The following is a 25,468-nucleotide window of genomic DNA, read 5'->3' as shown; positions in this document are numbered from 1 at the left end:
GTTGCACCAGCGTAGCGCAGACGCGCCTGGCCCTATACTGCGCAGGTTCGCACGATCATCCGCCATGCAGCATCCTTGTCTGACTTGCGGCGCCTGTTGCGCCCGCTTCCGCGTCGCTTTCCACTGGTCGGAGTCCACGCTCTATTCGCCCGACGGCATGGACGTACGCCTGACCGAAAAACTGGACCCGCATCGTCTGTGCATGCGCGGCACCGACGGGCCGGCCTCGCACTGCATCGCGCTGGCCGGAACGGTGGGCGTCGACGCCCGATGCACCCAGTACGCGCACCGGCCGTCGCCCTGCCGCGAGCTGCTTCCCGCGTGGGAGAACGGCGAACCCAGTCCGCAGTGCGACAAGGCGCGTGCCCACTACGGCCTGCCTCCGCTGACGCCGGAAACGTGGCGCTAGCCGGACTTTCCGGCGCGGCGGTAAAGGCCTTCGAAGACGGTGTTCCAGGATTTGCCGGCGTCGCTGGAGGATTCCCAGACCTGGCGTACGCTGCCGTCGTCCTGGGGCGTCCAGCGCACGCGGTGGCGCACCGGTTTGCCTGACTGGGGATCGGGCTGTTCGCCGGAAAGGAGCATTCCCTTGCCCTCGGCGCTGCCCGTCAACCACAGCACATCGGCGTCGTCCGACACCCAGTACTGGTTCCAGTGGCCGTGGCGCTGGTCATAGGCGTTGTAGCTGGTGCCCCGGACGCCCGTATCGCCGGTCCAATGTTCGGCCACGCCGCAGCCGTTCAAGATGGATTCGATGCGGTTCTTGCCGACGTGCTTGCCGGCGGGATTGAACACATCCCACTCGCCCAGCCAGAAATCGAACTGGCGGTAGGCGGGTGCCGTGCATGGTTTGGGGGGCGGGGCTTCCGCGGCGACCGCTGCGCTTGCCGCAAAAGCCAGAAATACACTGTAGATGACCTTCATGGACGTGCTCCGGCGGGGACGTCCAAGAGTAGGGCGCTGGCGCGGAAGAGGGCACCCGCCGGGCATCCAACGCGCGATTGCCGCAATAGACCTGCGCGGTATCAGCGCATTGGGTTATCCCACCACGAGCGACAGGCGTGGCCTTGCGGTCGCAGGTGGATCCTGTGCCGGGCTTACGGTGCCCGGAGCGCTTTCCTGGCGGCTGCGGAAAGTGGTCATGTAGTTGGCCACGACCACATCATCCAGACCCAGCATCGACGCCAAAGCGCGACTGCGCAGCATGTCGACATAGGGTTGCCAGTGCTGGAGCAGGAAATCGCTCGCACTCTGCGCGACCAGCCACGGCGACCAGCGCGCCAGTACATCGGCTGCGCCCTCGTGACTGCCTTCATGCAACTCCAGGATGACGGTCAGCAGCACGCACCGTGCGGGCAGATAGGCGCCGCCACCGGTGTGTTCGATGCAGCGGAACAGGACTTCCATGAGATTGCGGTGGTGGAATCCATCCGCCGCGGGCGCCGTCCGGATACCGCCGCCGATATGGAACGGCGTCACGCCGCGGGCGACGACCGGCAGCCATTCCGGCGGACGCAGGCCAAGCGCGCGACGGACTCGCGCCTTGAGAACCCATTCCAGCTCCGACAAAAACTCCGACACAGCGGGCGCGACACGTCCGTCGCAGACCTCGCCGTTGAGGGCGTCCAGACCCTCCTGGGTCCAGTCCGTCCCGGCCGGCTGTAGCTGCTGGCGTCCGGCAATCACCAGAGCGTCAAGGTTGTGACGCGCCATGCCGCCTGCCCAGGCCGCCAGCTCGCGCGGTGTGCGTCGTGGATTGTCGCCAACGGCCGGACAGAACGTGTCATTGAGCCAGGCAAGGGTCGGTAGAAGACTCGCCGCGCGCCGGAAATTCTGCGTGCCCCGCGGACACTCCCAGGCGCCTGGACGGGTCAGCGACGCCGCGACCTGGAAGGCCTCCGCAAAGTAGCCGCCCAGACGCAAACGTTCTGCGTTGATCAGCGCCTCACGCGCGGCGTCGGTGATGTCCGGCTGGGCGAGATATCGGGTCGAAAGCATGGGCTGCCCCTGGGTAAGGTCGAGCACGCTCCCGGCCGCCTCGCAGCGACCGGTACGCGTCCGCGTTTTCACGCCATTTGCACAGTGCGTGCCGATCGCCACTACTTGGCGCAATCGCCACGACTCGTGATCGAATTTGCAGAAACCCCACCCTGCCGAACGGTGCCAGGCACGATCAGGAGCGCGCGTCCTGTCCACCGCATGACCGTGCTTGGCAGGTTCTGGCGCTGCGCGCTGAGGTGTGTCGCTGCCGCATGGTGCCAGGCATGAAGAACGGTGAAGGACGGTGCCAGGCATCGGACGGTGGCCGGCATGACTGGCGCCTGCCCAACCACCCGTGAGACCAGGGCCGGGCTGGAAGGTGCCACCCATGAAACCGGAAGGCTGGACGGTGCCACCCACGAACCGGAAAGCCCGACGGATTCATGGGCAACTGTGCACATGCGCAGGGCCACTGAGAAACGGGTAGCAAGTCATCCGGACGGGATCGCCGGTGATGCCTGGCACCGTCCGAACGCCGGCGTGCGTCAGGCCTGCAGGCGGACCATGGCTGGCACCGTTCGACGGCTGGCGCCGCACGGCGCCGTCGTTTGCTCAGCGGCGTTCGCTCGCGTGGCGGATGACGCCCAGTGCCTTGACCGGATCGCATCCATACAGACCGGCGCCCCAGGCGCCGTTCGGTTCGACGCAGGCCCAGCCACGATCGGCGATGTATCCGATGTCGACCACGCAGGCACGAGGAAGCACGACGCTCGGGTCGGCAAGCAATGCGTCCATGAAGCCGATGACAGCGGTCGCCTCGGCAGCCGTGGCGCCATAGCCGCCTTCCTCGGGGAGATCACCGTCGCGCAGGTACACGGACCAGGTTTCAACGCGCCGGTCGAGGACAAAGCATCGGTACTCCATGGCCCAGTGGACAATTTCGGCGACCAGGACAGGCTGCGTGTCGTCGTCAAGAACGGGAAGCGTCTGCGCGTCGTATACGGCAGCAGGAAAGCTTTTGTCGCCGGGCGGCTTGATGAAATGGTCGCCTGGTACCTTCCGGCATTCGGCAAGTGTCATCAACTCCACCCGGCGCCGCCGATACCGTTCCGGCAGCGTCGGCAGCCAGTCGTCCGGCGCATGCAACAGGCGCAGGCCGAGATCCGCCGCCAGATCCGGACCAAACAACGCTTCGGCATACAGGACCGGCTCGGACGCCGATCTCACGTGCTCGGGAATGCGCCAGCTGCCCAGGCGTTCTGTCTGCCAGCCCATCTGGCTGGCCGCCTTCCAGAGTGCGCGTGAATCGGGCGTCTGTCGGGGTGTCAGGATCAGTGTCGGCATTCGGCCAGACTGCGACATCGTCGCGGCGACGACAAGCGGTGTCACGACGCCCCATCGCTGGTTGGACCTCCCAGCGGAAGACGTACGATGAATGTGCTGCCTTTGCCCGGCACACTATCGACATCGATCGTGCCGCCATGCGCCTTCACGATGCCCCAGGACACCGACAGGCCCAGCCCGGTGCCGATCCCGATCGGCTTGGTCGTGAAGAATGGCTCGAACAGGCGCGGGAGGTTTTCCGGCGCGATGCCCACGCCAGTATCGCTGATGGCGACCAGGGCGAAATCACCCTCATGGCGCGTGGTGACGCGGATCTCGCCGCGCTCGACGATGGCGTGCGCCGCGTTTACCAGGAGATTCAGAAAGACCTGGCTCAACTGGAACGGCAGGCAGCGCAGCGGTGGAATCTCACCGTAGACCTTCTGCACACGTGCCTTGTGGCCGATTTCGTGCCTCGCCATGTTGATGGCGTTGTCCAGCAGCATGTGCACATCCGCTTCCTCGGTCTGCGGCACATCGATACGCGAGAAGTCCTTCAGTCCGCGGACAATCGTCGTCACCTTGCGCAGACCGTACTCGGAATCATCCAGGAGCGTGAAGGCATCGCCCGTGACGTAGTCGATGTCGGCCTCCTGGCGCTTCTGCGCGATGCGTTCGGAAAAGGCAGCCGGATCGGCAGACTCCTGCGCGCGCTGGTAGAGACCGAGAAGGGCGAAAACACCGTCCAGATAGTCGCGAAGCGTTTTCAGATTGGTCTGTACATAGGCGATCGGCGTGTTGATCTCGTGTGCGACGCCTGCGGCCAATTGCCCGACTGACGCCAATTTCTCCGACTGCAGCAGCTGGCTCTGTGCGGTCGCCAGCTTCTCGTTGGCGGTGGCAAGCTGGGCATTGCGTTGTTGCAGCGTCGCTTCCGCACGCAATCGCTCGTCAATCTCTCTGGCCATGGCCTCGTTCGAAAAGGACAGGTCCTGGTTGGCCTGGGCCAGCTGCAGGCTGAGCGCTAGCGTGCGGCGCACTGAGACGTGCGCATTCCATCCCTGCACGGCGAGCGCGGCGGTATACAGGATGACGAAGGTCAATTGTGTGCCACGCAGCGTCATCGCCGGATTGACCAGCACGCCGTACATCACCGACGCCATGCTCGGCAGCACGAATGCGAGATGGCACAAGGGGCTGGGCGCATTGCTGACCGTCGACAGGGACGTGAATCCGGCAATGACCAGTGCGATCGTCACCAGCATGATCGGCGAAATCACCGGCGCCGCCAGCGCGTTCATCGCGCCCAGGCCCAGCCCGAAGAGCCCGGAACCCAGGGCGTACAGGCGGATGCGCCGGCGCGGGTCGACGACGCGTCCCGCGGTGACGTAGTGCCGCCCGACCAGCGCGGCGCGCGCGATGATGATCACGGCAATCATGGCGAACGCGACGGTGATGGCCGGGCGGGTATGGCTGGCATCGCGCAGCATCCACCACAGCAGTCCGACGACCGGCACCGTCGGAATCAGGCCCAGCAGTCCACGATGGTAGAGCTCTCGCGCCAGGGCTTCGCTCAGGGCGTCCGCGTGACGCAGTTCGATCGGCGGGTCGTCCGGGCGTGCAGTCATCGAGACCTCGATTCCGTCGGCACGCGTGATTATGGACGCGCGGCGAACTGCCGGCGAGTGATCAGGGGGGCAAATACGCGCGGGCAGCCGGCTTGGTCAGGCGGTGTTGTCCGGACCGGTTCCGATTTCCGGTTGCGCCCGGCAGGTTCCGAATGCGAACGCCCTCCCGCCGACACATTCCGTTTCAAGTCGACGGCTTCATATTCCACCTCGGCATGACCATACGCTACCACTTCGGCAGCGAAGCCCGTAAACCGAACCGCTTCTGTTCGGCACCTACCGATTGAGTTGGCCCAATAGTTGGCAAATTTCCACGCCCAGTGCCGGTGTTTATAGACAAATTTAGTTCTGTCGGTGGATAGCGTATCCATCGGCAGAATTGGTCGTGCCTGCGGTACAGGTCAACGGTCAGGGATCTGCTTCGCTACACAAAAAAGCACATTCGGCAGGGTCTGGTGGGCGCGGGGCGAGGGCTTGTCCGGACTATTATCAGCCCTCGTCGTCGCGCGCTGCGTGCAGGCGACCGATCGGACCACGACGCGGCTGGGGCCGCACATCTATTGGTTGGGAGGGGAACGTGTTGGGTCGTACTAAACATTTCTGGATTCTCGCCTGCGCCGCAATCGGCGCTGGCACCTATTCGTTTGCCGTCGGCGCTTCGCCATCGGTGGTGAGCGACGGTCTGTGGCAGGACGTGGCGGAAGCCAGCTTCGCGCGCGACGGGCAACGCGTCGTCGTGCCGAACGCGTACCGCACGCTGGCGCTGGATACCGCCGGCCTCAAGGCACGCCTGGCGCAGGCGCCACTGGAGTCAAAGCAGCCGGTGACGTCCAGCCCGTTCAAGATGACGCTGCCGATGCCGGACGGCACCTTCGCCGAATTCCGTGTCGTCGAATCGCCCATCATGGACGCCGAGCTGGCGCGCAAGTATCCCGATATCCACACGTATATCGGACAGGGCGTCACCGACCCGACGGCCACGTTGCGTTTTGACGTTACCCAGAAGGGCTTCCATGGCCAGATCCTGTCGGCCGACGGGGCGTTCTACATCGATCCTTACCAGAAGAAGGACACGACGCACTACGTGTCCTACGCCCGCAGCGACTATTCCGTCAGCGGCAAGCACCTTCGGTGCGAGGTGACGGATACCGACGGCGTGCTCGTTGGAACCGAGCATGCCGGGATGTCGCCCGTACCGGAAGTCTCCTCCGGCGGAACGCTCCGCACCTATCGCCTTGCGCTGGCCGCCACGGGTGAATACACGCAGTTCCACGGTGGAACCGTCGCCGACGCACTGGCCGGCATGGTCACGACGATGGCGCGCGTCAACGGTGTCTACGAGCGTGAGCTGGCTGTCCGCATGGTGCTGGTCGGCAATACCGACCAGATCATCTACACCAACGGCAACACCGATCCGTACACCAATTCCAGTGGCAGTTCGCTGATCGGCGAGAACCAGACCAATGTGGACGCGGTGATCGGCAACGCCAACTATGATGTCGGCCACATCTTCAGCACCGGCGGCGGCGGCCTGGCGACGCTCCAGTCCGTGTGCAACACCAGCACGAAGGCTCGTGGTGTGACCGGTTCCGGCGCGCCGACCGGTGACGCCTACGACGTCGACTACGTCGCCCATGAAATGGGGCACCAGTTCGGCGGCCCGCATACCTTCAACAGCTCGGTCGGCTCCTGCGGCGGCGCCAACCGCAGCCCCGCCAATGCCTACGAGAGTGGCAGCGGCGTCAGCATCATGGCCTATGCCGGCATCTGCGGGGCGGAGAATCTTCAGCCCAACAGCGAGGACTACTTCCACCGCGCCAGCCTGAACTCGATCCTCGGATTCATCGGCGGCTCCGGCGGTGCCTGCGCCGTCTCCACGGCGACCGGCAACACGCCGCCGGTGGTCAATACGCCCGCTGCCTTCTCGATTCCCGCGCGCACGCCATTCGCACTGACCGCTACGGGCTCAGATGCAGACAACGACACGCTCACCTACCTCTGGGAGCAGTTCAACCTCGGCGCGGCAACGACCGGTGGTGCACTCGTGGACGACGGCACGCGGCCGATCTTCCGCGGTTTCGATCCGGTGCACAGTCCCGTTCGTGTCTTCCCAAGCCTGCGCTACATCCTCAATAACGCCAACGTTCCGCCGACGACCGCCGCCCTGCCGGGCACCGATGCGCCGCTGGTCTATACAGGCGAAACCTTGCCGACTACCAGCCGCACGTTGAATTTCCGCGTTACCGCTCGCGACAACCGTGCCGGTGCCGGCGGCACGAACGAAGCCTCCACGGCCGTGAGCGTGGTAAGTACGGCGGGTCCATTCGCGGTCACCTCACCGAACACCGCCGTAAGCTGGGCCGCCGGTTCCGAGCAGACCGTCACCTGGAGCGTGGCCAGTACCGACGCCGCGCCGATCAGCACGGTCAACGTGCGTATCACGCTGTCGCTCGACGGTGGTTACACCCATCCGGTCGAACTGGCGGCCAGCGTTCCGAACAATGGTTCGGCGACGGTGACAATTCCTGCCAGCACGCCGGCAACAGCCCAGGCCCGCGTCAAAGTGGAAGCGGTCGGCAACATCTTCTTCGACGTCTCCGACGTCAATCTGGCAGTCACCTCGGCGGTGAACTCGGCACCGTCGATCAACGTCACCGGCTCGGTCAACACGCGCCAGGGCAGCCCGGCTGCGACGGCGACGGTCGCGACCGTCAGCGACACGCAGGATGGCGCCGGCAATCTCTCGGTCAGCGTGAGCGGCGCGCCGCCGGAGCTGGGCGTGTCGGTCGCCAACAACGGAGGCAACATCAGCCTGACGGCGACGGCCGCATGCAGCCTGGTGACACCGACCAACGTCAACGCGAACAAGGTGTATCCGGTCCTGGTGACAGTGACGGACAGCCAGGGGGCGGTGGCCTCGGCCCTGGTAAATATCAATGTCGGCGCCAACCAGGTGCCGACGCTGGGTACCTACGCCAACCAGATCCTGTCGCGAAACGTCACGCGCAGTGTCGCGCCGACAGAGGCTCCGGCCGACGCCAACAGCAACTATGTGGGCATCACGGTTTCGCCGACGACCTTGCCGGGCGGTGGCACGGTTTCGATCGCGCCGAACGGTACGGTCACGGTGACCACAGATGCCAACACCACGTTCGGCAGCTACAAGATCCGCGCCAGCGCCACGGACACTTGCGGTGGCACGGAAACGCATGAGTTCACTGCACAGGTGACGGTGCCCGATCCGCTGCTCACCCTGGGTACCACGGCGGTCACGACGGGCAACAATTTGATCGAACCGAACGAGTGCAATGACACGACGGTGTCCGTCAACAACGGTGGCGGCGGAACCGCGACGGCGGTGTCGAGCACCTTGAGCACGACGACGCCGGGCGTGACGATCACGCAGGCGAGCTCGAATTATCCGGATGTGGTGCCGGGTGGCACGGGCATGAACAGCACGGCCTTCAAGATCAGCACGGCCAGCAACGTGGCCTGCTTCAGCACGATTGCGCTGACTCAGACCATTACCTATGCCGGCAATGGTTCGCCGACGGTGCTCAACTACAACTTGCCCGTTGGACGGGCGGCGGGAACCAATTACGCGTTCACTTCCAGCACTGGCGCGACGATCCCTGCCGGCGGAACGCTCCTGGCGAACAGCAATGGTGACGACGTCGTGGCACCGTTCACGCTGCCGGCCGACTTCAGCTTCTCGGTCTACGGTACGGCAGTCACCGGCGGCAGCACGATCTCGATCAGCTCCAATGGATTCGTGATGTTCGCTCCGAATGGTTCCAACGCCTGGGGCAATGCCATGCTTCCGGTGGCCGGTGCCGGCGGTGGCGACAACGGCCAGAGCTTCCCGGCTTCCGCTCCGACCTTGTTCGCGTTCTGGGACGATCTCGACACGCGTCCTGCGAACACCGGTGTGTTTACCGATATCACCGGTACCGCGCCCAATCGCACCCTGAAGATCGAATGGCGTGGCGTGCTGGTCAGCTCGGCGGCGACCACCGTGAACTTCGCCGTGCTGTTCCACGAAGGTTCGAACGCATTCGAGCTGATCTACAACAACGCGGCGGCGGCGAACGGTACCGCGGCGACGATTGGCGTCCAGGCTGCCTCGACCGGTCCAACCTTCACCACGTACTCACACAACACCAACAGTGTCGCGCCGGGTACACGCCTCAGTGCCGGCTTTGCACCGGCCGTGTGTGCCACCGGTACAGGCATGTGCGGCGTGGACCCGGATCTGATCTTCCGCAACGGTTTCGATCCGACCCCGTAAACCCGACGAATCGCCCTGGATACCGGGCAATCGGCGGCACCTGTCCAGCGGCCGGGGCGAAAGCTCCGGCCGTTTGACGTCTGGAGCAATGGAACTGTCGGCTCCGGGTGGTGCGCTTTAGGTACCCGTGCATTCGGTGCTAGCCAGGATTGTGGCCGGCATTCGGTGCCAGCCAGGCATTCGGCGCCAGCCAGGCATTCGGCGCCAGCCAGGCATTCGGCGCCAGCCAGGCATTCGGCGCCAGCCAGGCATTCGGTGCCAGCCAGGCATTCGGCGCCAGCCAAGATTGCGGTTGGTGCCAGGCATGAACGACGTTGGTGCCAGGTACTATTCGCGTAGGCCCTGACGGATGCCCCGCGTCGTTCGTGGCGATGCCTTGGATGACTTGCAGAAAACCGGTCGGACCCGCAGCTGCGTCGCCCGGGGGGCGATCTGGTGCCGATCTTGTTGTTCGATTTGCGGCCGGGTTCAGGGGGAAATTCAATCTGCGTGCCGAACGATCACGAGGATCAGCAACGCTTCGCCTGCGCGACTCGACCAGTACCCTTGAGCCAGGACTGGCCAATGGCGTGTGCCTTATCGATCAAGCGCTGCATCGAACCCACGGCGCGCCAGTAGCAGGACTCAACTGCCATGGCCTGCCGGCGCCACTGGACTTCGTCGATCGCCAGCTGACGCAGCGCGGAAGGCGGTGCCTCGCTGATGCGTCCGCGCTTGCCTGGCTGATACTGGCGGCCTGTCCATTCGACCAGGTCGATGTATGCGATGGTCGTGATCGGAAAGGACTTGGCGGGAATCCCGCGGATCGGTCGCAGTGCATGGCCTGCCGGCCGTGCCGAACGCAGTCGACGCGTCACCGACGTGTGTGTCGATGAGGCAAGGTCGGATGCGATTCCGGCACGAACCGGATTGAGATCGACGTAGGTCATGCAGGCAACGATCGCCGCGTCATCGAGCAGCGCCTGGCATTTGTAACGGCTCTCCCAGAAATGGCCAGTGCAGGCATCTTCGCTGTTCGCCCGTCGCGCAATGGGTTCATTGAGGCTTCGCATGAACCAGGCGAGGTCGACGAGGCGATGGCGATAGACGGCGGTCTGTACGGGATCGGACGCGATGAGATCCTGACGCATCCGGCATGCGTCCGCGTCGATCTTTCCGTTTGTCCGGACGGGGCACAGACGCACCCAACGTTCAGCCACGGTCTCGGCGGACCAGGTCGCTGCGACGGCGGGATCCACCATCAGGACCAAGTGGACGTGATTCTCCATCACAGCGTAGGCGTAGATGCCGACTGCGAAAATGTCGGCCAGTGCGAGAAGGCGCTCCTCGACCCATTGACGGCGATGCTCGAAAGATTGCCCGGTTGCCGTGTCGAATCCGCACAGGTAGGCGCGACGTACGCAACGGGAGACGCAATGATAAAAGCGTCGTTCTGATGTGCTGACAAGCTGGTATCGGGGCTGCCTCATCCGGACACTGTGGCAGCGCATGTCGCGTTGCGAATCGGCCAAATTCTGAGGGTGGCCTCGGAATCTTCTGATTCGCAGCGTTACGCGACTTCTTCGGACGGAAGGGGACTGATGTCTGTCACCGTCTAACGATGCACCGGCGCCATGGAAAGCGCCCGGACAACTCGCTTCCGCGGTGCCCTGTTCCCGAATCGATGCCTGGCACCAACCCCTCCTTCATCGACCGACGCCTGGCAGCCAATCGATGCCCAGCCAATCGATGCCTGGCCCCATGTGCCACTACGCACCGTCTGCCTACGATGCCTGGCTCCATCCGCGCCATCGAAATGCGCACCACGCCTGAACCGTCACCCGGTCCCCTACAACAACTGCTCCAGTACCGCCTTCATCCGCTGAGCGTCGCGGAATCGGGCCACCAGTGCGTCATACGCCGATTCATCGACAGGACGCAGCCGGGTCGTACCGCTGGCTTCGGACCACGCGGCGGTCAGCGCCGCCAGGGCGGCGGGGTTTGCCTTGTCCAGGGCCAGGAGCGTATCTGCAACGGCGGTGCAATCGATGGCGGCGTCCGTACGGCAGACAACAGGGCCTGGCGGAATAGGTGGAGAACGCCACAGTTCCACGATTTCTGTGGCGACGGCGGAGTTCTCCGCTTGCCATTTCTGCCACGGCGGTTCGGCCAATGCGCCGAGGTCGGCCTGTGCCTGGCGGACCTGCTCCAGAACTGCCTCGTGCGTGCCGGCGTAGGTGGGTTGGCCGAAAGGGTGGGCGGCACCGATCGCGGCGAGGTGGAGATCCTGCACGAGGCCGCCGGATGTCGAGCCGGGAATCGTCTGAACGTAGCGGATGCCGGGCTTGGCGTTGGCAAGGTCCGACGCGTGGGTCACTGGACCGTCTTTCCGGCCAATCAAGACGCCGCGATATCGCTCCAGCGTGTGCTGCGGGACGTCGAACACGGCCACGGGCTTGAGCGTGGACAGTGCGCGAGTGGCAAGATGAACGAACGTATTTGTGATGGCGATGTCGACGCTGCCTTCCGCCATGGATCGGGCCAGTGCCCGTGGCGAGTCGGAAACGTGCACGGTTACGGGGCGGCCGAGCGTGTCCGCCAGGTGTCGGGCGAGGGGTTGCAACGCCGCGGCGCGGTCGTATCGGGCGTAGTGGTAGGTGGCTACAACGACCGCCGGCTCCTCGCCTTGCGCCATGAACGGAAGGCAGGCAGCCACACCGGCGACCGCCAGGCGGACCAGTTGCCGACGAAGCGCGCGGGTCCGGAAAAGCAGGCGGTCGATTGACGTCATCATGGATATCCCCTGTGGACTGCTTTGATCGACACGATCTGTCGCGCCGGTATTGTGCGGCCACAGCGCCCAGCAGACGAGTTCCGGCCGGCCGCACTGATTTCGACTTTCGTCGAGTGGGCGAGGCGTGGTCGCGCACAATTTCGCTACTACGTACGTAGCACACGGAAAGATGATTCGACCCGGCACGCAATTGCTTCGGTTCAACGCATCCGGCCTGGCCCGGCGGGCGCTGTCGACGTAATGTCACGCTTCCATCACTGGGGTCCGGAGTTGCCATGAACCGCCTGCTGGCCTGCCTCGTTGCGCTGATCATGCTCTTCGTGGCAACGCGCCCCGCGGCAGCCGGTTCGTCGACCAACACGCTGGAACAGGCGCTGCGCGAGCTGGCCGCCGAAACCGACCGCCGCTGGGATGCCCGTGACGCACAAGGATTGAGCGCCCTGTTCGCCACCGATGCAACCCTTCAAATTGCCGGTCGCGAGACGGTGGTTTTGCGCGACGCCATTGAGATCTATTTTCAGAAGTCGTTCTCGGCGATGTCCGATGATTTGCGCCACGTGACGCGCATTGTGCGATGGCAGGCGTTGGCGCCGGACCTTGTGCTGACCGACAACGACGTCCGCCTGGAGCGACTGCTTCCGTCGGGAGAACGGATCCTGGTCCGGCAGTTCATCAACCACACTATCGCCGTGAAGGACGGCACCGGCTGGCGCCTGAAGGCCTCTCGCGCCCATGTGCGGCCAGCGGAGGCGGGCGGTGGCGCGAGCTGATGACACGATCAGCGATCGTAGTCGCTGCTGGCCTCGCCATGGCGCAGCCATAGCTCGGCGACCGATTCGGAGCCGAAAACCCGCGATTCCTGTCCCAGTTCGCGCGCGATGATCTCGCCGAACTCCAGCGCAACGACATTGACCACATCGTCCAGCACGAAGGCGGTGCGGACCCCTTCAAAACCTGCGCCGATCAGGGCGTGGAGAATCTGTAGCTGCTGCGCTGGCGTCGGCAGCGGGCCGCTGAGCTTGCTCACGACCAGCACGCGCCGGGCCCCGTGTGCCTGAACCTGGCGGCCGATCTCGCGCCAGGCCTCGATGCTGGCCTCGACCGTGCTGCGTACGCCACTCATCACGACGCGCAGGTAGTCCCGCCGTGGCTCGGTGGTGACGGCATAGGTGTCGGGCCCGGGGATTTGTCCGGTCATGGTGCAGTTCCCGGGGCTGCGCCGGGCGGCCGGATCTGCCGGTTGTCGAACGGCTGCCGGCAGTACCGTTGCGCGCCGCGGCAGCGCCAGCGATGGACGCCGTGCCGGCCAATGGGGAAAATACCCCGCTTACCCATCTGGCAGCGCCTGCTGCCACCTCTTCGTCTGGAGCAACGCATGGCCGAGCCCATTCTCACCGCCCCCGCCGGTGGCGCCAAGATCACGATCGAAAACGGCAAGTTGAACGTCCCCAACAACCCGATTATCCCCTTCATCGAAGGCGATGGCACGGGTGCCGATATCTGGCGCGCCTCGGTCCGCGTATTTGATGCGGCGGTGGAGAAAGCCTATGGCGGGCAGCGCAAGATCCACTGGATGGAGATCTACGCCGGCGAGAAGTCCAACAACCAGTACGGCACCTGGCTGCCTGACTCCACGGTCCAGGCGTGCCGCGACTACCTCGTCTCGATCAAGGGCCCGCTGACCACGCCGGTCGGCGGTGGCATCCGCTCGCTGAACGTCGCCCTGCGCCAGATGCTCGACCTCTACGTCTGCCTGCGCCCGGTGCGCTGGTTCAAGGGCGTGCCCTCGCCGGTGAAGTCGCCGGACAAGGTCGACATGGTGATCTTCCGCGAGAATTGCGAAGACATTTACGCCGGCATCGAGTTCGAAGCCGGTTCGGAAGAAAACGCCAAGTTCCAGGCGCTGCTCAAGGAAGCCTTCCCGAAGGCGTTCGGCAAGATCCGCTTCCCGGAAACCTCTGGCATCGGCATCAAGCCGGTTTCCAAGGATGGTTCCGAGCGACTGATCCGCGCCGCGATCGAATACGCCGTCATCAACAAGCGCCGTTCGGTCACCCTTGTGCACAAGGGCAACATCATGAAATTCACCGAAGGCGCGTTCCGCAACTGGGGCTATGCCCTGGCCGAGCGAGAGTTCGGCGACCAGGTCTACACCTGGGAACAGTGGGAGCGCACCAAGGCTGCCAAGGGCGAGGCCGAGGCCAACGCCGAGCAGAAGGCTGAGCTGGCCAAGGGCAAGGTCCTCATCAAGGACGCCATTGCCGACATCACGCTGCAGCAGGTGCTCACGCGTCCGGACGAATTCGACGTCATCGCCACGCTCAACCTCAACGGCGACTACCTCTCCGACGCCCTGGCCGCGCAAGTCGGCGGCATCGGCATTGCGCCGGGCGGCAACATCAACTACGTCACGGGCCATGCGGTGTTCGAAGCCACCCACGGTACGGCGCCGAAGTACGCGAATCTCGACAAGGTCAACCCGGGCTCGGTCATCCTCTCGGGCGAAATGATGCTGCGTTACATGGGCTGGACCGAAGCGGCCGACGCGATCATCGGCGCCATGGACAAGGCCATCGGCAACAAGACCGTCACGTACGACTTTGCCCGTCTCATGGACGGCGCCAAGGAGATCAAGTGCTCGGAATTCGCCGACGAGCTGATCAAGGCACTCTGATCGTTCGCCAGTTACGCCTGCTGTGACCAGAAGGGCTGCTTCGGCAGCCCTTCTTCGTATCTGGTCCTGTGCCGGCGTCAGAGTCGCGCATCCACCGGCTCGCTTTCCAGCGCCAGGACGCTGAACACGCACTCGTGCACGCGGTAGAGCGGCTCTGCCTCCGTAAACCGGTGCAGGGCTTCGATCCCCAGCGCAAATTCGCGGATGGCGAGCGACCGCTTGGCCGCGACGCGTCGATGACGCAGTCGCTCCAGCTGCTTCGGATCCGTGTACTCGGGGCCATAGATGATGCGCAGGTACTCGCGGCCACGGCATTTGAGTGCGGGCTGGACCAGGCCGCGACGGCCGCGGGCAATCGCGTCCACCGGCTTGACCACCATACCTTCGCCGCCTGCGGCGGTGAGCGCCAGCCACCATTGCGCCGCCGCATCGACGCTGGCGGGGTCTGCCAGGTCCACGAAACGATGCTGCGTGACGTTTAGCAAGCCGGGATCGGTGGCGCAGAGCGTGGCGAGCGTTTCCATCTGCCAACGATGGTCGCGGGCCAGCCCGACGGAGTTCTCCGTCGCGAGAATGTGGAACGGCGCCAGGCGTAGATCGTCAATGCCGTTGACCGTCCAGCAGTAGCGGCGATAGGCCGTCACGTACCGTTCGACGGCATCCCGCCGTTCGCGTACAGATGTGTGCAGCGCGTCAATCTCCGGCAGGCGTCGTCCGGCTTCGGCGAGGAGAGTATCGGCCACGGAAAGGGCGGCGCAACCGGCGATGCCCGTCGGTGCGTACTGCGCACGCAACAACTCCTGCGCCTTGGCCGACCAGGGCATGAGTTCGGCATCGAGCACGATCCAGTCGGTCTGTAGCGCGTCCCACAGGCCGGATCGATCCATCGCGGTGTCGATACGATCGAGCAAAGCCTGTTCAAGCGTACCGTCTTCGAAGAAGCGGCGGCCGCTGCGGGTGTAGATCACGCCGCGGCCGTCGCCGCCAATACCGAAGCGCCGACGGGCTACCGACTCGTCGCGGCACAGCACGATCACAGCCCGCGATCCCATGTGTTTTTCCTGGCACACGACGTGACCGACGCCTTCGTGCCGGTAGTACGCGAATACCTCTTCCGGGCGCTCCAGCGAGTCACCGTCCGGAGCGGCTTCGGGGGGCGCCATGGTCGGCGGCAGGTAGACGAGCCAGCGCGGATCGACCGCGAACCGGCTCATCACTTCCAGCGCGGCCGCGGCATTTTCCTCGCGGACGGTGACTTTATGGAAAATGCGCGTGTTCACCACGCGTTTGCCACCGACGTCGTCGTAGTCGAGCAAGGTCAGCTCGCGCTGCGGTGCCGCGGGTTCCGCCGCGAGTGGACGGACAGGTTCGTACCACACCTTCTGCGCAGGCACGGAAACCAGCTCCCTCTCCGGATAGCGCAACGCGGTCAGCTCGCCGCCGAAGACGCAGCCGGTATCAATGCACAGCGTCCGGTTGACCCATTCGGCCTGCGGCACTGGCGTGTGTCCATAGATCACCATGGCCTTGCCGCGGTAGTCGCGCGCCCAGTCATAGCGCACGGGCAGGCCGTACTCGTCGGTTTCGCCGGTACTCTCGCCGTACAGGGCGAACTCGCGCACGGCGGCAGATCCGCGACCCTGCATGGATTCCTTCATGCCGGCGTGCGCCACCACCAGCCGGCCCTCGTCGAGCACCAGATGACTGACCAGGCCGTCGACGAAGCGGCGCACGGCGTCGGCAAATTCCGCCGGTTCGTGTTCCAGCTGCGCCAGCGTTTCCGCCAGGCCGTGGGTGATGCGCACGTCCTTGCCGTTGAGCTTGCGCATCAGCTTCATGTCGTGATTGCCGGGCACGCACAGCGCCGTGCCGGCGCCAACCATGTGCATGACCAGGCGCAGCACGCCGGGCGAATCGGGGCCGCGATCGACCAGGTCCCCGAGGAAAAGCGCGCGGCGACCCGGGGAGGCGTCACTTCAGGCGCTTGGCGGGTGCCTTCGATGCAATAGCCGAGCTTTTCCAGCAGTGTGCACAGTTCCGCGTAGCAGCCGTGCACGTCGCCGATGATGTCGAACGGACCGGTGTCGTCGCGCCGGTCGTTCCACAGTTTCTCGCGCGTGATCGTTGCCGCGTCGACATCGGCCACGCTCTTGAAGATATGTACGTGACGGAACCCTTCCTTCGCCAGTCCGCGCAGCCCGCGGTGCATGGCCTGGGTCTGCTGTCGGACGACATGGGAACCAAACTGACGGCCCGGTCGCGCGGCGTTGCGCTCGTGGCAGACGGATTCGGGCAGATCGAACACCAGAGCAACCGGCAGGACGTGATACTCGCGCGCGAGCGCCACCAGCTGCTTGCGGTCCTCGGCGCGAACATGGGTGGCGTCGACCACGGTCAGGCGACCCGCGGCCAGGCGCTTGCGCGCAATCGTGTAGAGCACCTCGAAGGCATCGGCCGAGGCGGACTGGTCATTCTCGTCGTCGCAGACCCAGCCGCGGCACACGTCAGAGGAAAGCACTTCGGTAGGCGCAAAGTGACGGCGTGCGAAACTCGACTTGCCACTGCCCGACGCGCCCACCAGGGCGACCAGCGACAGTTGGGGAATCTTGACGTTCATCGGCGGAACACTCCCATCTGGGTCGGTGCTCCGACGACCGGATCATCCGCGCCGATCGGCAGGAATTCGACGTGATAGCCATGCCGCTGCGCGACGCACCCGGCCCAGTGGCGGAACGTTTCCCGATCCCATTCGAAGCGGTGGTCGGGGTGGCGCATCTGGCCGGCGGGCAGCGTTTCGAATTTCACGTTGTACTCGCGATTGGGCGTGGTGATCACGACGGTTGACGGCCGTGCGTGCGCGAACACGACGCTCTCGAAAGCATCCAGTCGCGGCAGGTCCATGTGCTCGATCACTTCCACGGCGCAGGCGGCATCGAACCCCGCGAAACGCGCGTCCCGGTAGGTGAGGGAGCCCTGCCACAGGGACAACCGCTCGCGCTTGCGCGGCGCCATGCGTTCGAGCTTGAGGCGATCGGCGGCGCGCTCGAGTACGCGCAGTGATACGTCTGCGCCGGCAATGCGGGTGAAGCGGGAATCGTCGAGCAGGGCCTCCAGCAGGCGGCCTTCGCCGCAGCCCAGGTCAAGCACGCTGCCGGCACCGACGGCCCGCAGCGTGGCCAGTACGGTACCGATGCGCTGCTCATTGAGACTCAGGGGACGCTCGATGCCTTCTTCACGGGCTTCGCGCGTCTGTTCCTGCGTCTCGACGTCGTCTTCGTCCGATTCGAGCAGTTGCGCCAGTGCCGCGCGCACCAGGGAACGCTGGCGCTTGAGGAAGCGCTGGGTGATCCATTCGCGCTCTGGATGGGACGGCAGCCAGCCGGAGGCCTTGGCCAGCAGCTTGTCCACTTCGTCATTGCCGATGTAGTAGTGCTTGTCGCCGTCGATGGCCGGCAGCAACACGTACAGGTGCTGCAGCAGCGCGCTGATGCGTTGCGTACCGGTCATGCGGAGGCGGAAATACGATGCAGGGGAATCGTTCACGGGCGTTTCGCCCAGCGCGTCGGCGTGAACGGTGTAGCCCAGCGGTTCGAAGCAGCGGCGGATGGCGGCCTCGCCGGTGCGGCTGCGCAGTACGGGGACGTCGATCTCGAAGGCAATCTCCGTGGCCGCCAGTTCGGGGCGACCCTTGCACTCGCCGTTCATCGCGGTGCTGAACACCCGCGCCAGGGCCACGGCCAGGAATGACGATGCGGCATATGGGCGGTCGTTGACGTACTGGGCAAGAGGTCCACCTTCGTTGGTGCTGCCGCGGACCAGGCTGACGGGATCGATCTCGAGCAGCAGGCACACCTGGCAATAGTCGTGACTGGCGTGCGGAAAGAATACGCTGGCCTTGCCGAAGGCGAGCTCGAACTGGTTGAGACGGTCCGGGTGCTTGGAGAGCAGGTAGCCCAGGTCGGTGGCCGGAGAATGGCGGGTCGCTATGGTGATCAGCATGAGTGTCGGCGGTGGGGAACGACCCAGTATCGCACCGCAGGCGGCACCCCACTACGGCTTTACGGCGCAGCCCCGGCCTGGGTAATACTGCGGGCCGGCCTTGCCGGAGACCGCATCGTCCATGCACCAGGAAGCTGCCCAGGCGCTGCGCGCCGGATTTGACGACTACCACGCCCGTTTCCGATCCATCACCCAGCGCGCGCAGCGGCGATTCGAGAATCGCGACTGGAACGGCGCCGGTGCGGACGCGGTGGAACGCATCGAACTCTATGACGTCTGCATCGGCGAGATGGCCGGGCGGATCGAGGCCCTGCTGGGCGAGAGCCTTGCCGATCGCCAGCAATGGCGACTCATTCGCGACGCCTATGCCGTCACCATCGGCAACCTCCTGGACCAGGAACTGTACAAAACCTGGTTCAACACGCTGACGCGCCGTTTCTTCCGCATTCGCGGCGTCGATGCCGCCATTGAGTTCGTCGCGCTGGACATCGAGCCGACGGACCGCATCACGCATCCGGTCAGCCGGCACAGCTACGCAGTGTGGAGCAACCTGGCGCGCGTCTGCCAGGCGGTGCTGGACGACTACCCGTTCGCGACGGCCTATGCCCATGCCGGCCTGTGCGCTATGCGGATCGCGGAAGCGATTTCGCGGCGCCTGGAGCACTGGGGCAGCGACCCGGTACGCGCGATTGAACTGATGGAGACCGTGTTCTACCGGGAGCGTCGCGCCTACCTGGTGGGGCGGGTCTTCGGTGTGGACCGCATCGCACCGCTGGTGATCGCGCTGGTGAATGAACCGGGTGGGATCCGTGCCGACGCGGTGCTGACCGAGCGCGAGCACGTGGCGCAGGTATTCGGCTATGCGCGCAGCTATTTCCACGCCGACCTGGCGACCGTCGGCGATGCGGTGGTGTTCCTGCGCACGCTGTTGCCGTCAAAGCCGATCGACGAGCTGTATACCGTGCTGGGACGGGCCAAGCAGGGCAAGACGGAGCGTTTCCGCCACTTTTTCCGCCATATGGCGCGCGATCCGGATGAGCCGTTGATTCACGCCGAGGGCGAGCGCGGCATGGTGATGCTGGTCTTTACGCTGCCGTCGTATCCACTCGTGTTCAAGCTGATCCGCGACCGCTTTGCGTTTCCGAAGGAATCCGTGCGTGACGAGGTGATGGCGAAGTACCGCCTGGTCTTCCACCACGATCGCGCCGGGCGCCTGGTGGATGCGCAGGAGTTCCGCTTCCTGCGTTTTCCAAAAATGCGCTTCGATGCCCCGTTGCTGGCGGAAATCCTCGCCGAATGCCGGGAGAGCGCCTATGTCGACGGCACGGACCTGGTGATTTCCCACTGCTACATCGAACGCCGTCTGCGCCCGCTGAATCTCTACATCCGCGAGGCCGAGGCGGACCTGGTGCGGCGCGCCGTGCTCGACTACGGCCAATCGATCAAGGATCTGGCGCGCAGCAATGTGTTTCCGGGTGACCTGTTGCTGAAGAATTTCGGTATCACGCGCAACGGCCGGGCCATCTTCTACGACTACGACGAACTCTGCCTGGTCGAGCAATGCCGGTTCCGCGCGATGCCGGACGACGACGACGAGGGACGCCCCCATGGCGAGGCCATGTACGTCGGCCCGCACGACGTCTTTCCGGAGCAGTTCCCGCGCTTCCTCGGCCTGCGCGAGGACCACCTGGCGCTGCTCCGGCAGGTGCATGGCGATATTTTTGACGTGCGCTGGTGGCTGGACCTGCAGCGCCAGCTGTCCCAGGGCGAGCGGCCTGACGTGCCGCCCTACCCGGAATCGACGCGGCTGGAGACGCAGGTCATGCTGGGAACGCAGCTGTAGCGGCCTGTAACGGCCATATGCCGTTACAGGCCACGTATCCGGCATCACTTCGCGACGGCGAGCCCGAACGGATCGTCGATCGAGTGCGCCGGCTGGGTGAACCAGCGCGGGCCGTCTTCCGTCATGTAGAAGTGATCCTCATGGCGGATGCCGAATTCGCCCGGCACGCAGATCATCGGCTCATTGCTGAAGCACATGCCGACGTCCAGCGGCGTGGTGTCGCTGCCGACCAGGTAGGGCCATTCGTGAATGTCCAGGCCGATGCCATGGCCGGTGCGATGCGGCAGGCCGGGCAGGTCGTAGTTGGCGCTGAAGCCGTCGGCGGCCAGGGATCGCCGTGCTTCGGCGTCCACGTCCTTGCACGGGACGCCCAGCTGCGCCTTCGCGAAGGCGGCGGCCTGGGCGGCCTTCTCGCTGTTCCAGACCGAGCGCTGGCGCTCGGTGGGCGTGCCGAACACATAGGTGCGGGTGATGTCGGACATGTAGCCGTGCACCAGGCAGCCGGTATCGATCAGCACCATGTCGCCGTCCTTGAGCACCTGCGGATCTTTCACGCCGTGCGGGAACTGCGTGGCAGCGCCGAACAGCACGATGCAGAAATACGACCCGGAAGCGCCCGACCGGCGATGCGCCAGCTGAATGAATTCTTCCACTTCGGTCGTGGTGATGCCCGCGTGGAGCATGCTGGCCGCGGCGCGGTGGACTTCCAGCGTGATGTCATGCGCGCGCTGCATCAGGGCGATTTCATTGCGCGACTTGCGCATGCGGCAGGGCGCCGTCACCGCGCTGGCGTTGACGAACTCGTAGCCGGCGGCAAGCTGGCGGATGCCATCGAAGATGAAGAATGCAGCGCTTTCGCAGATGCCGATGCGCGGCGTCTGGCCGTTCGGCCGCACGCCCATGCGGGCAAGGGCGTCGAGGAAAAGCTGGTAGGGGCTTTCATGTTCGTGCCAGGCATTGATGGTGCCCTTTACGACCATGAAGTCATTGAGCGTGCCGACCTCGAACGCCGGCGCGATGTATTCGAGTGCGCCGCTCGCAGGCAGGATGGCGCCGACCATGCGCTCGCTGGCCTTCCATTTCGTGCCGGTGAAGTAGGCCAGGTTGGCGCCGGCGTTGATGTAGATCGCGGCGATGCCCTGGTCGCGCATCAGCGCCTGGGCCCGCGCGATGCGCGCTTCGTACTCCTCACGGCCAATGGGCACGGCGCCCGCCATCCGGTTGGAAAGGCTGGCCAAGGCTTCTTCGCGGCTCTTGCCGCCGACACCGATCGTCATATGCGCTCCTGGAGAAAGGGGGAGGCGGCCGGCCCGTGTCCGCCACGACGGAGGGATGGCGATAGTGCGCCGTCCGTCCGGTGAGCGCCATTTTTTAGTCGGACTTAAATAGCGTGTCAACCCGACATTTAAGCGATGCTAAAATCGGCGACCGGCGCGAGTCGGGCGGCGTCCGGATCACAGTCGGTCGTTCGTTTGAATTTCCATGGCCAGGGCTGCGGATCGGACGCCGCCGCGCCATACAATCGACCCTTGCCCGCGAGGAACCCAGCGATGTCCCACCCGCACATCGGCGAGCGCCTGCGGCGCTATCGTCGCGAAGCCAAGAAGACGTTGCTCGATGTCGCCAGCGCCGCCGGCGTCTCCGTGGGTTTCCTGTCCCAGGCCGAACGCAACCTCACCGGCATTTCGATTTCGTCCCTGGCCAACATCGCCAAGGCGCTGAATGTGCCGATGCGCGCGCTGCTGGAGCAACCCTCGCAGGATGCGCCCGATTCGCACCAGGGCCAGCGCCAGCGCTATGCGGTGGGCAGCCAGCGCCAGACCTATGAACGGCTCTCCAGCCGCTTCCCGGGTCACCAGATCAATGCGGTGAAGATGACGATGCCGGTCGGCTACACCTCCGAAGAGGTGTCGCACGATGGCGATGAATTTGTATACGTTCTCAGCGGCCAGGCGCGCTACGTCGTGGCCGGCACGCGCTATGACCTTGCGGTGGGTGATTCCCTGCATTTTGATGCGCATCAGCCGCACAGCGTCGCCAACATTGCCCAGGATGTCACCGAGGTGATCTCCGTCGGCACGATGCGGATCTTCGACGACGCGGGTGCAACGGTCTGAGGCGCTACGGCGGGCCCGCACCGACGTACGTCTTTTCCAGCACGGCCCTGCGTGAGGATTGACTGAGCACGGTGCGTGCCTGATCCCGCCACTGGCGGGCATCGCGATCGCCGGGATCACGCCGGAGGCGGCACGTCGCCGCAACCGCACTGGCGTAGGCCACGGCGACGGCATCCGGATGCGCCATGCGTTCCAGACGGTGCCAGGCATCCTCCACGGTGGCGCAGTCAACCGGCGGCGCGCCTATTTCCAGCTGCGCCCGCGTCCACTCCACGCGGGCCCGGGCCAGCCGCTCCTCGCCGTGCCGTCCCAGGGCTTCGTAGATGGTCACGGCCTTGCGCAGGACCGGCTCGGCGTCGCCGGCTCGGCCCAGTGCCAGGTAGGCGCGCCCCAGGCCGACCGCACTGATGCCGGTTGCGCCATCGCGACTGCCGAAGGCCTTCTCGGCGCTGGCAAGTGCGGCCATCCACAGCGGCAGCGCCTCCGCGGCGCGTCCGCTATCGGCCAGAAAGCGCGCCAGTGCGGCTTGCGACGCTGCTGTATTCGGATGCCCGGCCCCGCGCACCTCGGTACTGAGCGCAATGGCCTTGCGCAGCAGTGCTTCCGCTTCTGGTCGTTCCAGATCGACCATGACGCGCCCGAGGTTGCCCATGGTGATCAGGGTGCTCGGGTGTTTCTCACCGAATACGGCCGTCTTCAGCGCCAGCGCTTCCTCGTAGAGTGGGACCGATTCCTCCGCTCGTTGTTGCCGCGTCAGGTTGGTGCCCAGCGAAGCGAGCGTCGATGCGAGCGCGTGGGGATGCGGGTCCGGATCGGCGCGCAGCGTCGCGACGGCCTCGCGCAGGAAGGTTTCCGCCTCACGGCTGCGGCCGGTGCCGTTGAGCAGGGCGGAGAAGGTGATCAGGTCCTCGGGATTGCGCTTGCCGCGCAAGGCGAGCTGGCGTTGGAACGCGGCACGATACAGGGGTTCGGCGTCGTCGTAGCGGGTGAGCGAGGCCAGTCGCGTCGCTTTGTGCATTTGTGCGCGAACGAGCTGCTCCTGCCCGGCCTCAGTATCCGGGTACTCCAGCGCGAGGGCCCGGTCGGCGAGGGCGAGGTTGTCGCGTGGTTCGCCAGCGTTGCCGCGGGCGACATCGAGCAGGACCAGGGCGCGGCCCAGTTCCGTCGCGTCCTGACCGGGCAGTGACTCCTGCAGCGCCACGGCGTCGGCGGCCAGTGGAATGGCCTGCTTGGGCAGCCCCAGCCCCAGGAACGATTCGGCCAGCGCCATCTGCAGGGTGAAGCGAGCCTGGGGTGCCTCCTGCAAGCTGCGACCGATCCGCTCGGCACCCCGCTGCAGGATTTCCTGCGCGGTGACCGTGTCGCCCCGGGTATTTTCCGGATCGGACAGGCGGAAGGCTTCCACCAGGAAGGCCACCGCCTGCCGGCTGGTGACGGCTTCGCGCCGCGCGTTTTCCGCCTGCCAGAGCGCTGTGCCCAGACCCAGCACCAGCGCCGCTGCAGTGGCTGCGGCCAGGGCGCTGGCCAGTGCGTGCCGGCGCAGAAACCGCGCCGCGCGATAGCGCCAGCCGCCGCGCCGGGCCAGTACCGGACGAGCCTGCCGGTGTGCGCGGAGGTCGTCGGCCATCGCAGCGACGGAGGCGTAGCGCTGGCCGGCTTCCGGGCGCAAGGCCTTGAGAACGATGGCATCCAGGTCACCGCGCAGCCGGCGTGACAGGCGGGCCGGCGAGAGCCCGCGTCGCGCCGCGACGGCATCCGCGTCATCGGCCGCGAGCACACGCTGGCTCGGCCGCACGATCGCACCGGTCGCCAGCCACTGCTCGCGTTCATAGAGGCTGTGCGAACGCTCCTGGCAGAGGCGATGGCCGGTGAGCAGCTCATACAGGACGATGCCCAGCAGGTAGACGTCTGTCACGGTGGTGACGGCCTCGCCACGCAGTTGTTCGGGCGAGGCGTAGTCGGGCGTGAGCAGGCGCTCGGCGGTAGCAGCGGTGTCGTGGGATGTCGCCGTGCCGGCCTGTAGCAGCTTGGCGATGCCGAAATCCAGCAGCTTGGCCTGGCCGTCCGTGGTGACGAGAATATTCGAGGGCTTGAGATCCCGGTGCACGACCAGCCGCTGGTGTGCATGTTCGACTGCGCCGGCGACGGAAAGGAACAGGTCCAGCCGCGCATCGATATCCAGCTGGTGCGTGTCGCAATAGCTGTGCAGCGGCGTGCCGTCGACCAGCTCCAGCACGAGATACGGCTCGCCGGCCGCGCTCATGCCGGCATCGAGCAGGCGGGCGATATGGGGATGATCGAGCTGCGCGAGCACCGCGCGCTCGACCGCAAAGCGTGCCATCAGATCTGCGGCGGCCAGTGCACGCCGGATCAGCTTGATGGCGACAGCACGGTCAAACTGCCCGTCAGTACGAACCGCCCGGTACACGGCGCCCATGCCACCCACGCCGAGCACGCTTTCCAGCCGGTAGGCGCCCAGCTGCTGACCGATGCGGGCGTGAATGGCTGCCTCATCGGTGCGGTCGGCGATGGCGGCGTAGTTCGCTGGCGTGGCGTGGCGCAGCCCGTGCGCGTCCTGGGTGCCCACATCGGCGTCGAGCAGGGCTCTGAGCTCGGCCTCCAGGGCGAGGTCGCTATTGCAGTGGATGCGGATGAAGTCGTCGCGGGCAGGCCCCGACAGCTCGACCGCCTGGTCAAACAACACCCGTACGTGCGCCCACCGTTCCTGTTCACCCATCGCTGGCCTCGTGATGCCCGCCTACCCGCCGCGCCCGGGCGACGAAACACCCGTTGCGCGCTATCAAAGGCGCAATGGCGGCATCCGATCAAGTGCCGTGGCCTGT

General features: G+C 65.5%; 18 protein-coding genes. 6 read left to right on the top strand and 12 right to left on the bottom strand.

Annotated elements, in window-relative coordinates:
* The first annotated feature begins 64 nt into the window (after positions 1-64).
* On the top strand, positions 65-409 hold the full coding sequence (locus tag N4264_RS00355; RefSeq protein WP_261695101.1) for a YkgJ family cysteine cluster protein: 345 nt from the start codon (positions 65-67) through the stop codon (positions 407-409).
* Here the strand turns inward: N4264_RS00355 and N4264_RS00350 are convergent.
* The 4 genes from N4264_RS00350 to N4264_RS00335 all read right to left on the bottom strand — a co-directional run bounded on the left by N4264_RS00350 (position 406) and on the right by N4264_RS00335 (position 4,931).
* Positions 406-924, bottom strand: a complete 519-nt coding sequence (locus tag N4264_RS00350) for a DUF1579 family protein (protein WP_261695100.1) — start codon at positions 922-924, stop codon at positions 406-408. The genes N4264_RS00355 and N4264_RS00350 overlap by 4 nt on opposite strands.
* 114 nt (positions 925-1,038) lie before the next feature.
* The gene (locus tag N4264_RS00345; protein WP_261695099.1) at positions 1,039-1,998 is read right to left on the bottom strand and encodes a hypothetical protein; all 960 of its coding nucleotides are present in this window, start codon (positions 1,996-1,998) and stop codon (positions 1,039-1,041) included.
* A gap of 594 nt (positions 1,999-2,592) precedes the next feature.
* Positions 2,593-3,324 (bottom strand): ATP-grasp domain-containing protein, encoded by a 732-nt coding sequence (locus N4264_RS00340; RefSeq protein ID WP_261695098.1) that lies wholly within the window; start codon positions 3,322-3,324, stop codon positions 2,593-2,595.
* Positions 3,325-3,365: 41 nt separating this feature from the next.
* Positions 3,366-4,931 (bottom strand): sensor histidine kinase, encoded by a 1,566-nt coding sequence (locus tag N4264_RS00335; protein WP_261695097.1) that lies wholly within the window; start codon positions 4,929-4,931, stop codon positions 3,366-3,368.
* Positions 4,932-5,511: 580 nt separating this feature from the next.
* Between N4264_RS00335 and N4264_RS00330 the strand changes: the two genes are divergently transcribed.
* Positions 5,512-9,219 (top strand): reprolysin-like metallopeptidase, encoded by a 3,708-nt coding sequence (locus N4264_RS00330; RefSeq protein ID WP_261695096.1) that lies wholly within the window; start codon positions 5,512-5,514, stop codon positions 9,217-9,219.
* Positions 9,220-9,728: 509 nt separating this feature from the next.
* Here N4264_RS00330 and N4264_RS00325 read toward each other — a convergent pair.
* Positions 9,729-10,688 carry a transposase gene (locus tag N4264_RS00325; protein ID WP_261695095.1) on the bottom strand — a complete coding sequence of 320 codons (960 nt, stop codon included), beginning with the start codon at positions 10,686-10,688 and terminating at the stop codon, positions 9,729-9,731.
* 359 nt (positions 10,689-11,047) lie between these two features.
* A complete protein-coding gene (locus N4264_RS00320; protein ID WP_261695094.1) occupies positions 11,048-11,992 on the bottom strand; it encodes a phosphate/phosphite/phosphonate ABC transporter substrate-binding protein in 945 nt (314 codons plus the stop codon).
* A gap of 275 nt (positions 11,993-12,267) precedes the next feature.
* On the opposite strand from N4264_RS00320, the gene N4264_RS00315 reads away from it, so the two are divergent.
* Positions 12,268-12,762: a YybH family protein gene (locus N4264_RS00315; protein ID WP_261695093.1), complete on the top strand. Its 495-nt coding sequence runs from the start codon at positions 12,268-12,270 to the stop codon at positions 12,760-12,762.
* 8 nt (positions 12,763-12,770) lie between these two features.
* Here the strand turns inward: N4264_RS00315 and N4264_RS00310 are convergent, their stop codons facing one another.
* Positions 12,771-13,190 (bottom strand): hypothetical protein, encoded by a 420-nt coding sequence (locus N4264_RS00310; RefSeq protein ID WP_261695092.1) that lies wholly within the window; start codon positions 13,188-13,190, stop codon positions 12,771-12,773.
* A 177-nt stretch (positions 13,191-13,367) separates the two neighbouring features.
* On the opposite strand from N4264_RS00310, the gene icd reads away from it, so the two are divergent.
* Positions 13,368-14,666 (top strand): NADP-dependent isocitrate dehydrogenase, encoded by a 1,299-nt coding sequence (gene icd / locus N4264_RS00305; RefSeq protein WP_261695091.1) that lies wholly within the window; start codon positions 13,368-13,370, stop codon positions 14,664-14,666.
* 77 nt (positions 14,667-14,743) lie between these two features.
* Here the strand turns inward: icd and N4264_RS00300 are convergent, their stop codons facing one another.
* The 3 genes from N4264_RS00300 to N4264_RS00290 are packed head-to-tail and all read right to left on the bottom strand — an operon-like array spanning position 14,744 to position 18,665.
* Positions 14,744-16,570: a polynucleotide kinase-phosphatase gene (locus N4264_RS00300; RefSeq protein ID WP_261695090.1), complete on the bottom strand. Its 1,827-nt coding sequence runs from the start codon at positions 16,568-16,570 to the stop codon at positions 14,744-14,746.
* Complete coding sequence (locus N4264_RS00295; protein WP_261695089.1) at positions 16,501-17,283, bottom strand: AAA family ATPase; 783 nt, start codon at positions 17,281-17,283, stop codon at positions 16,501-16,503. Before N4264_RS00295 ends, N4264_RS00300 begins: the two co-directional genes overlap by 70 nt.
* Positions 17,280-18,665 (bottom strand): 3' terminal RNA ribose 2'-O-methyltransferase Hen1, encoded by a 1,386-nt coding sequence (locus N4264_RS00290; RefSeq protein ID WP_261695088.1) that lies wholly within the window; start codon positions 18,663-18,665, stop codon positions 17,280-17,282. The genes N4264_RS00295 and N4264_RS00290 overlap by 4 nt, the downstream gene beginning before the upstream one ends.
* Before the next feature lie 121 nt (positions 18,666-18,786).
* Between N4264_RS00290 and aceK the strand changes: the two genes are divergently transcribed.
* Positions 18,787-20,508 (top strand): bifunctional isocitrate dehydrogenase kinase/phosphatase, encoded by a 1,722-nt coding sequence (aceK, locus tag N4264_RS00285; protein ID WP_261695087.1) that lies wholly within the window; start codon positions 18,787-18,789, stop codon positions 20,506-20,508.
* 44 nt (positions 20,509-20,552) lie between these two features.
* On the opposite strand, the gene N4264_RS00280 is transcribed toward aceK, so the two are convergent.
* Positions 20,553-21,785: a M24 family metallopeptidase gene (locus N4264_RS00280; RefSeq protein ID WP_261695086.1), complete on the bottom strand. Its 1,233-nt coding sequence runs from the start codon at positions 21,783-21,785 to the stop codon at positions 20,553-20,555.
* Between the two features lie 273 nt (positions 21,786-22,058).
* Between N4264_RS00280 and N4264_RS00275 the strand changes: the two genes are divergently transcribed.
* Entirely contained in the window at positions 22,059-22,625 is a 567-nt protein-coding gene (locus N4264_RS00275; RefSeq protein WP_261695085.1) for a helix-turn-helix domain-containing protein, read from the top strand.
* Between the two features lie 4 nt (positions 22,626-22,629).
* Here the strand turns inward: N4264_RS00275 and N4264_RS00270 are convergent, their stop codons facing one another.
* Positions 22,630-25,362 (bottom strand): serine/threonine-protein kinase, encoded by a 2,733-nt coding sequence (locus N4264_RS00270; RefSeq protein WP_261695084.1) that lies wholly within the window; start codon positions 25,360-25,362, stop codon positions 22,630-22,632.
* Between the last annotated feature and the right edge of the window lie 106 nt (positions 25,363-25,468).

The sequence above is a fragment of the Tahibacter amnicola genome (assembly GCF_025398735.1).
GTDB lineage: Bacteria > Pseudomonadota > Gammaproteobacteria > Xanthomonadales > Rhodanobacteraceae > Tahibacter > Tahibacter amnicola.
The sequence above is the reverse complement of the archived record's forward strand: the minus strand, read 5'-3'. Positions and strand labels throughout refer to the sequence as shown.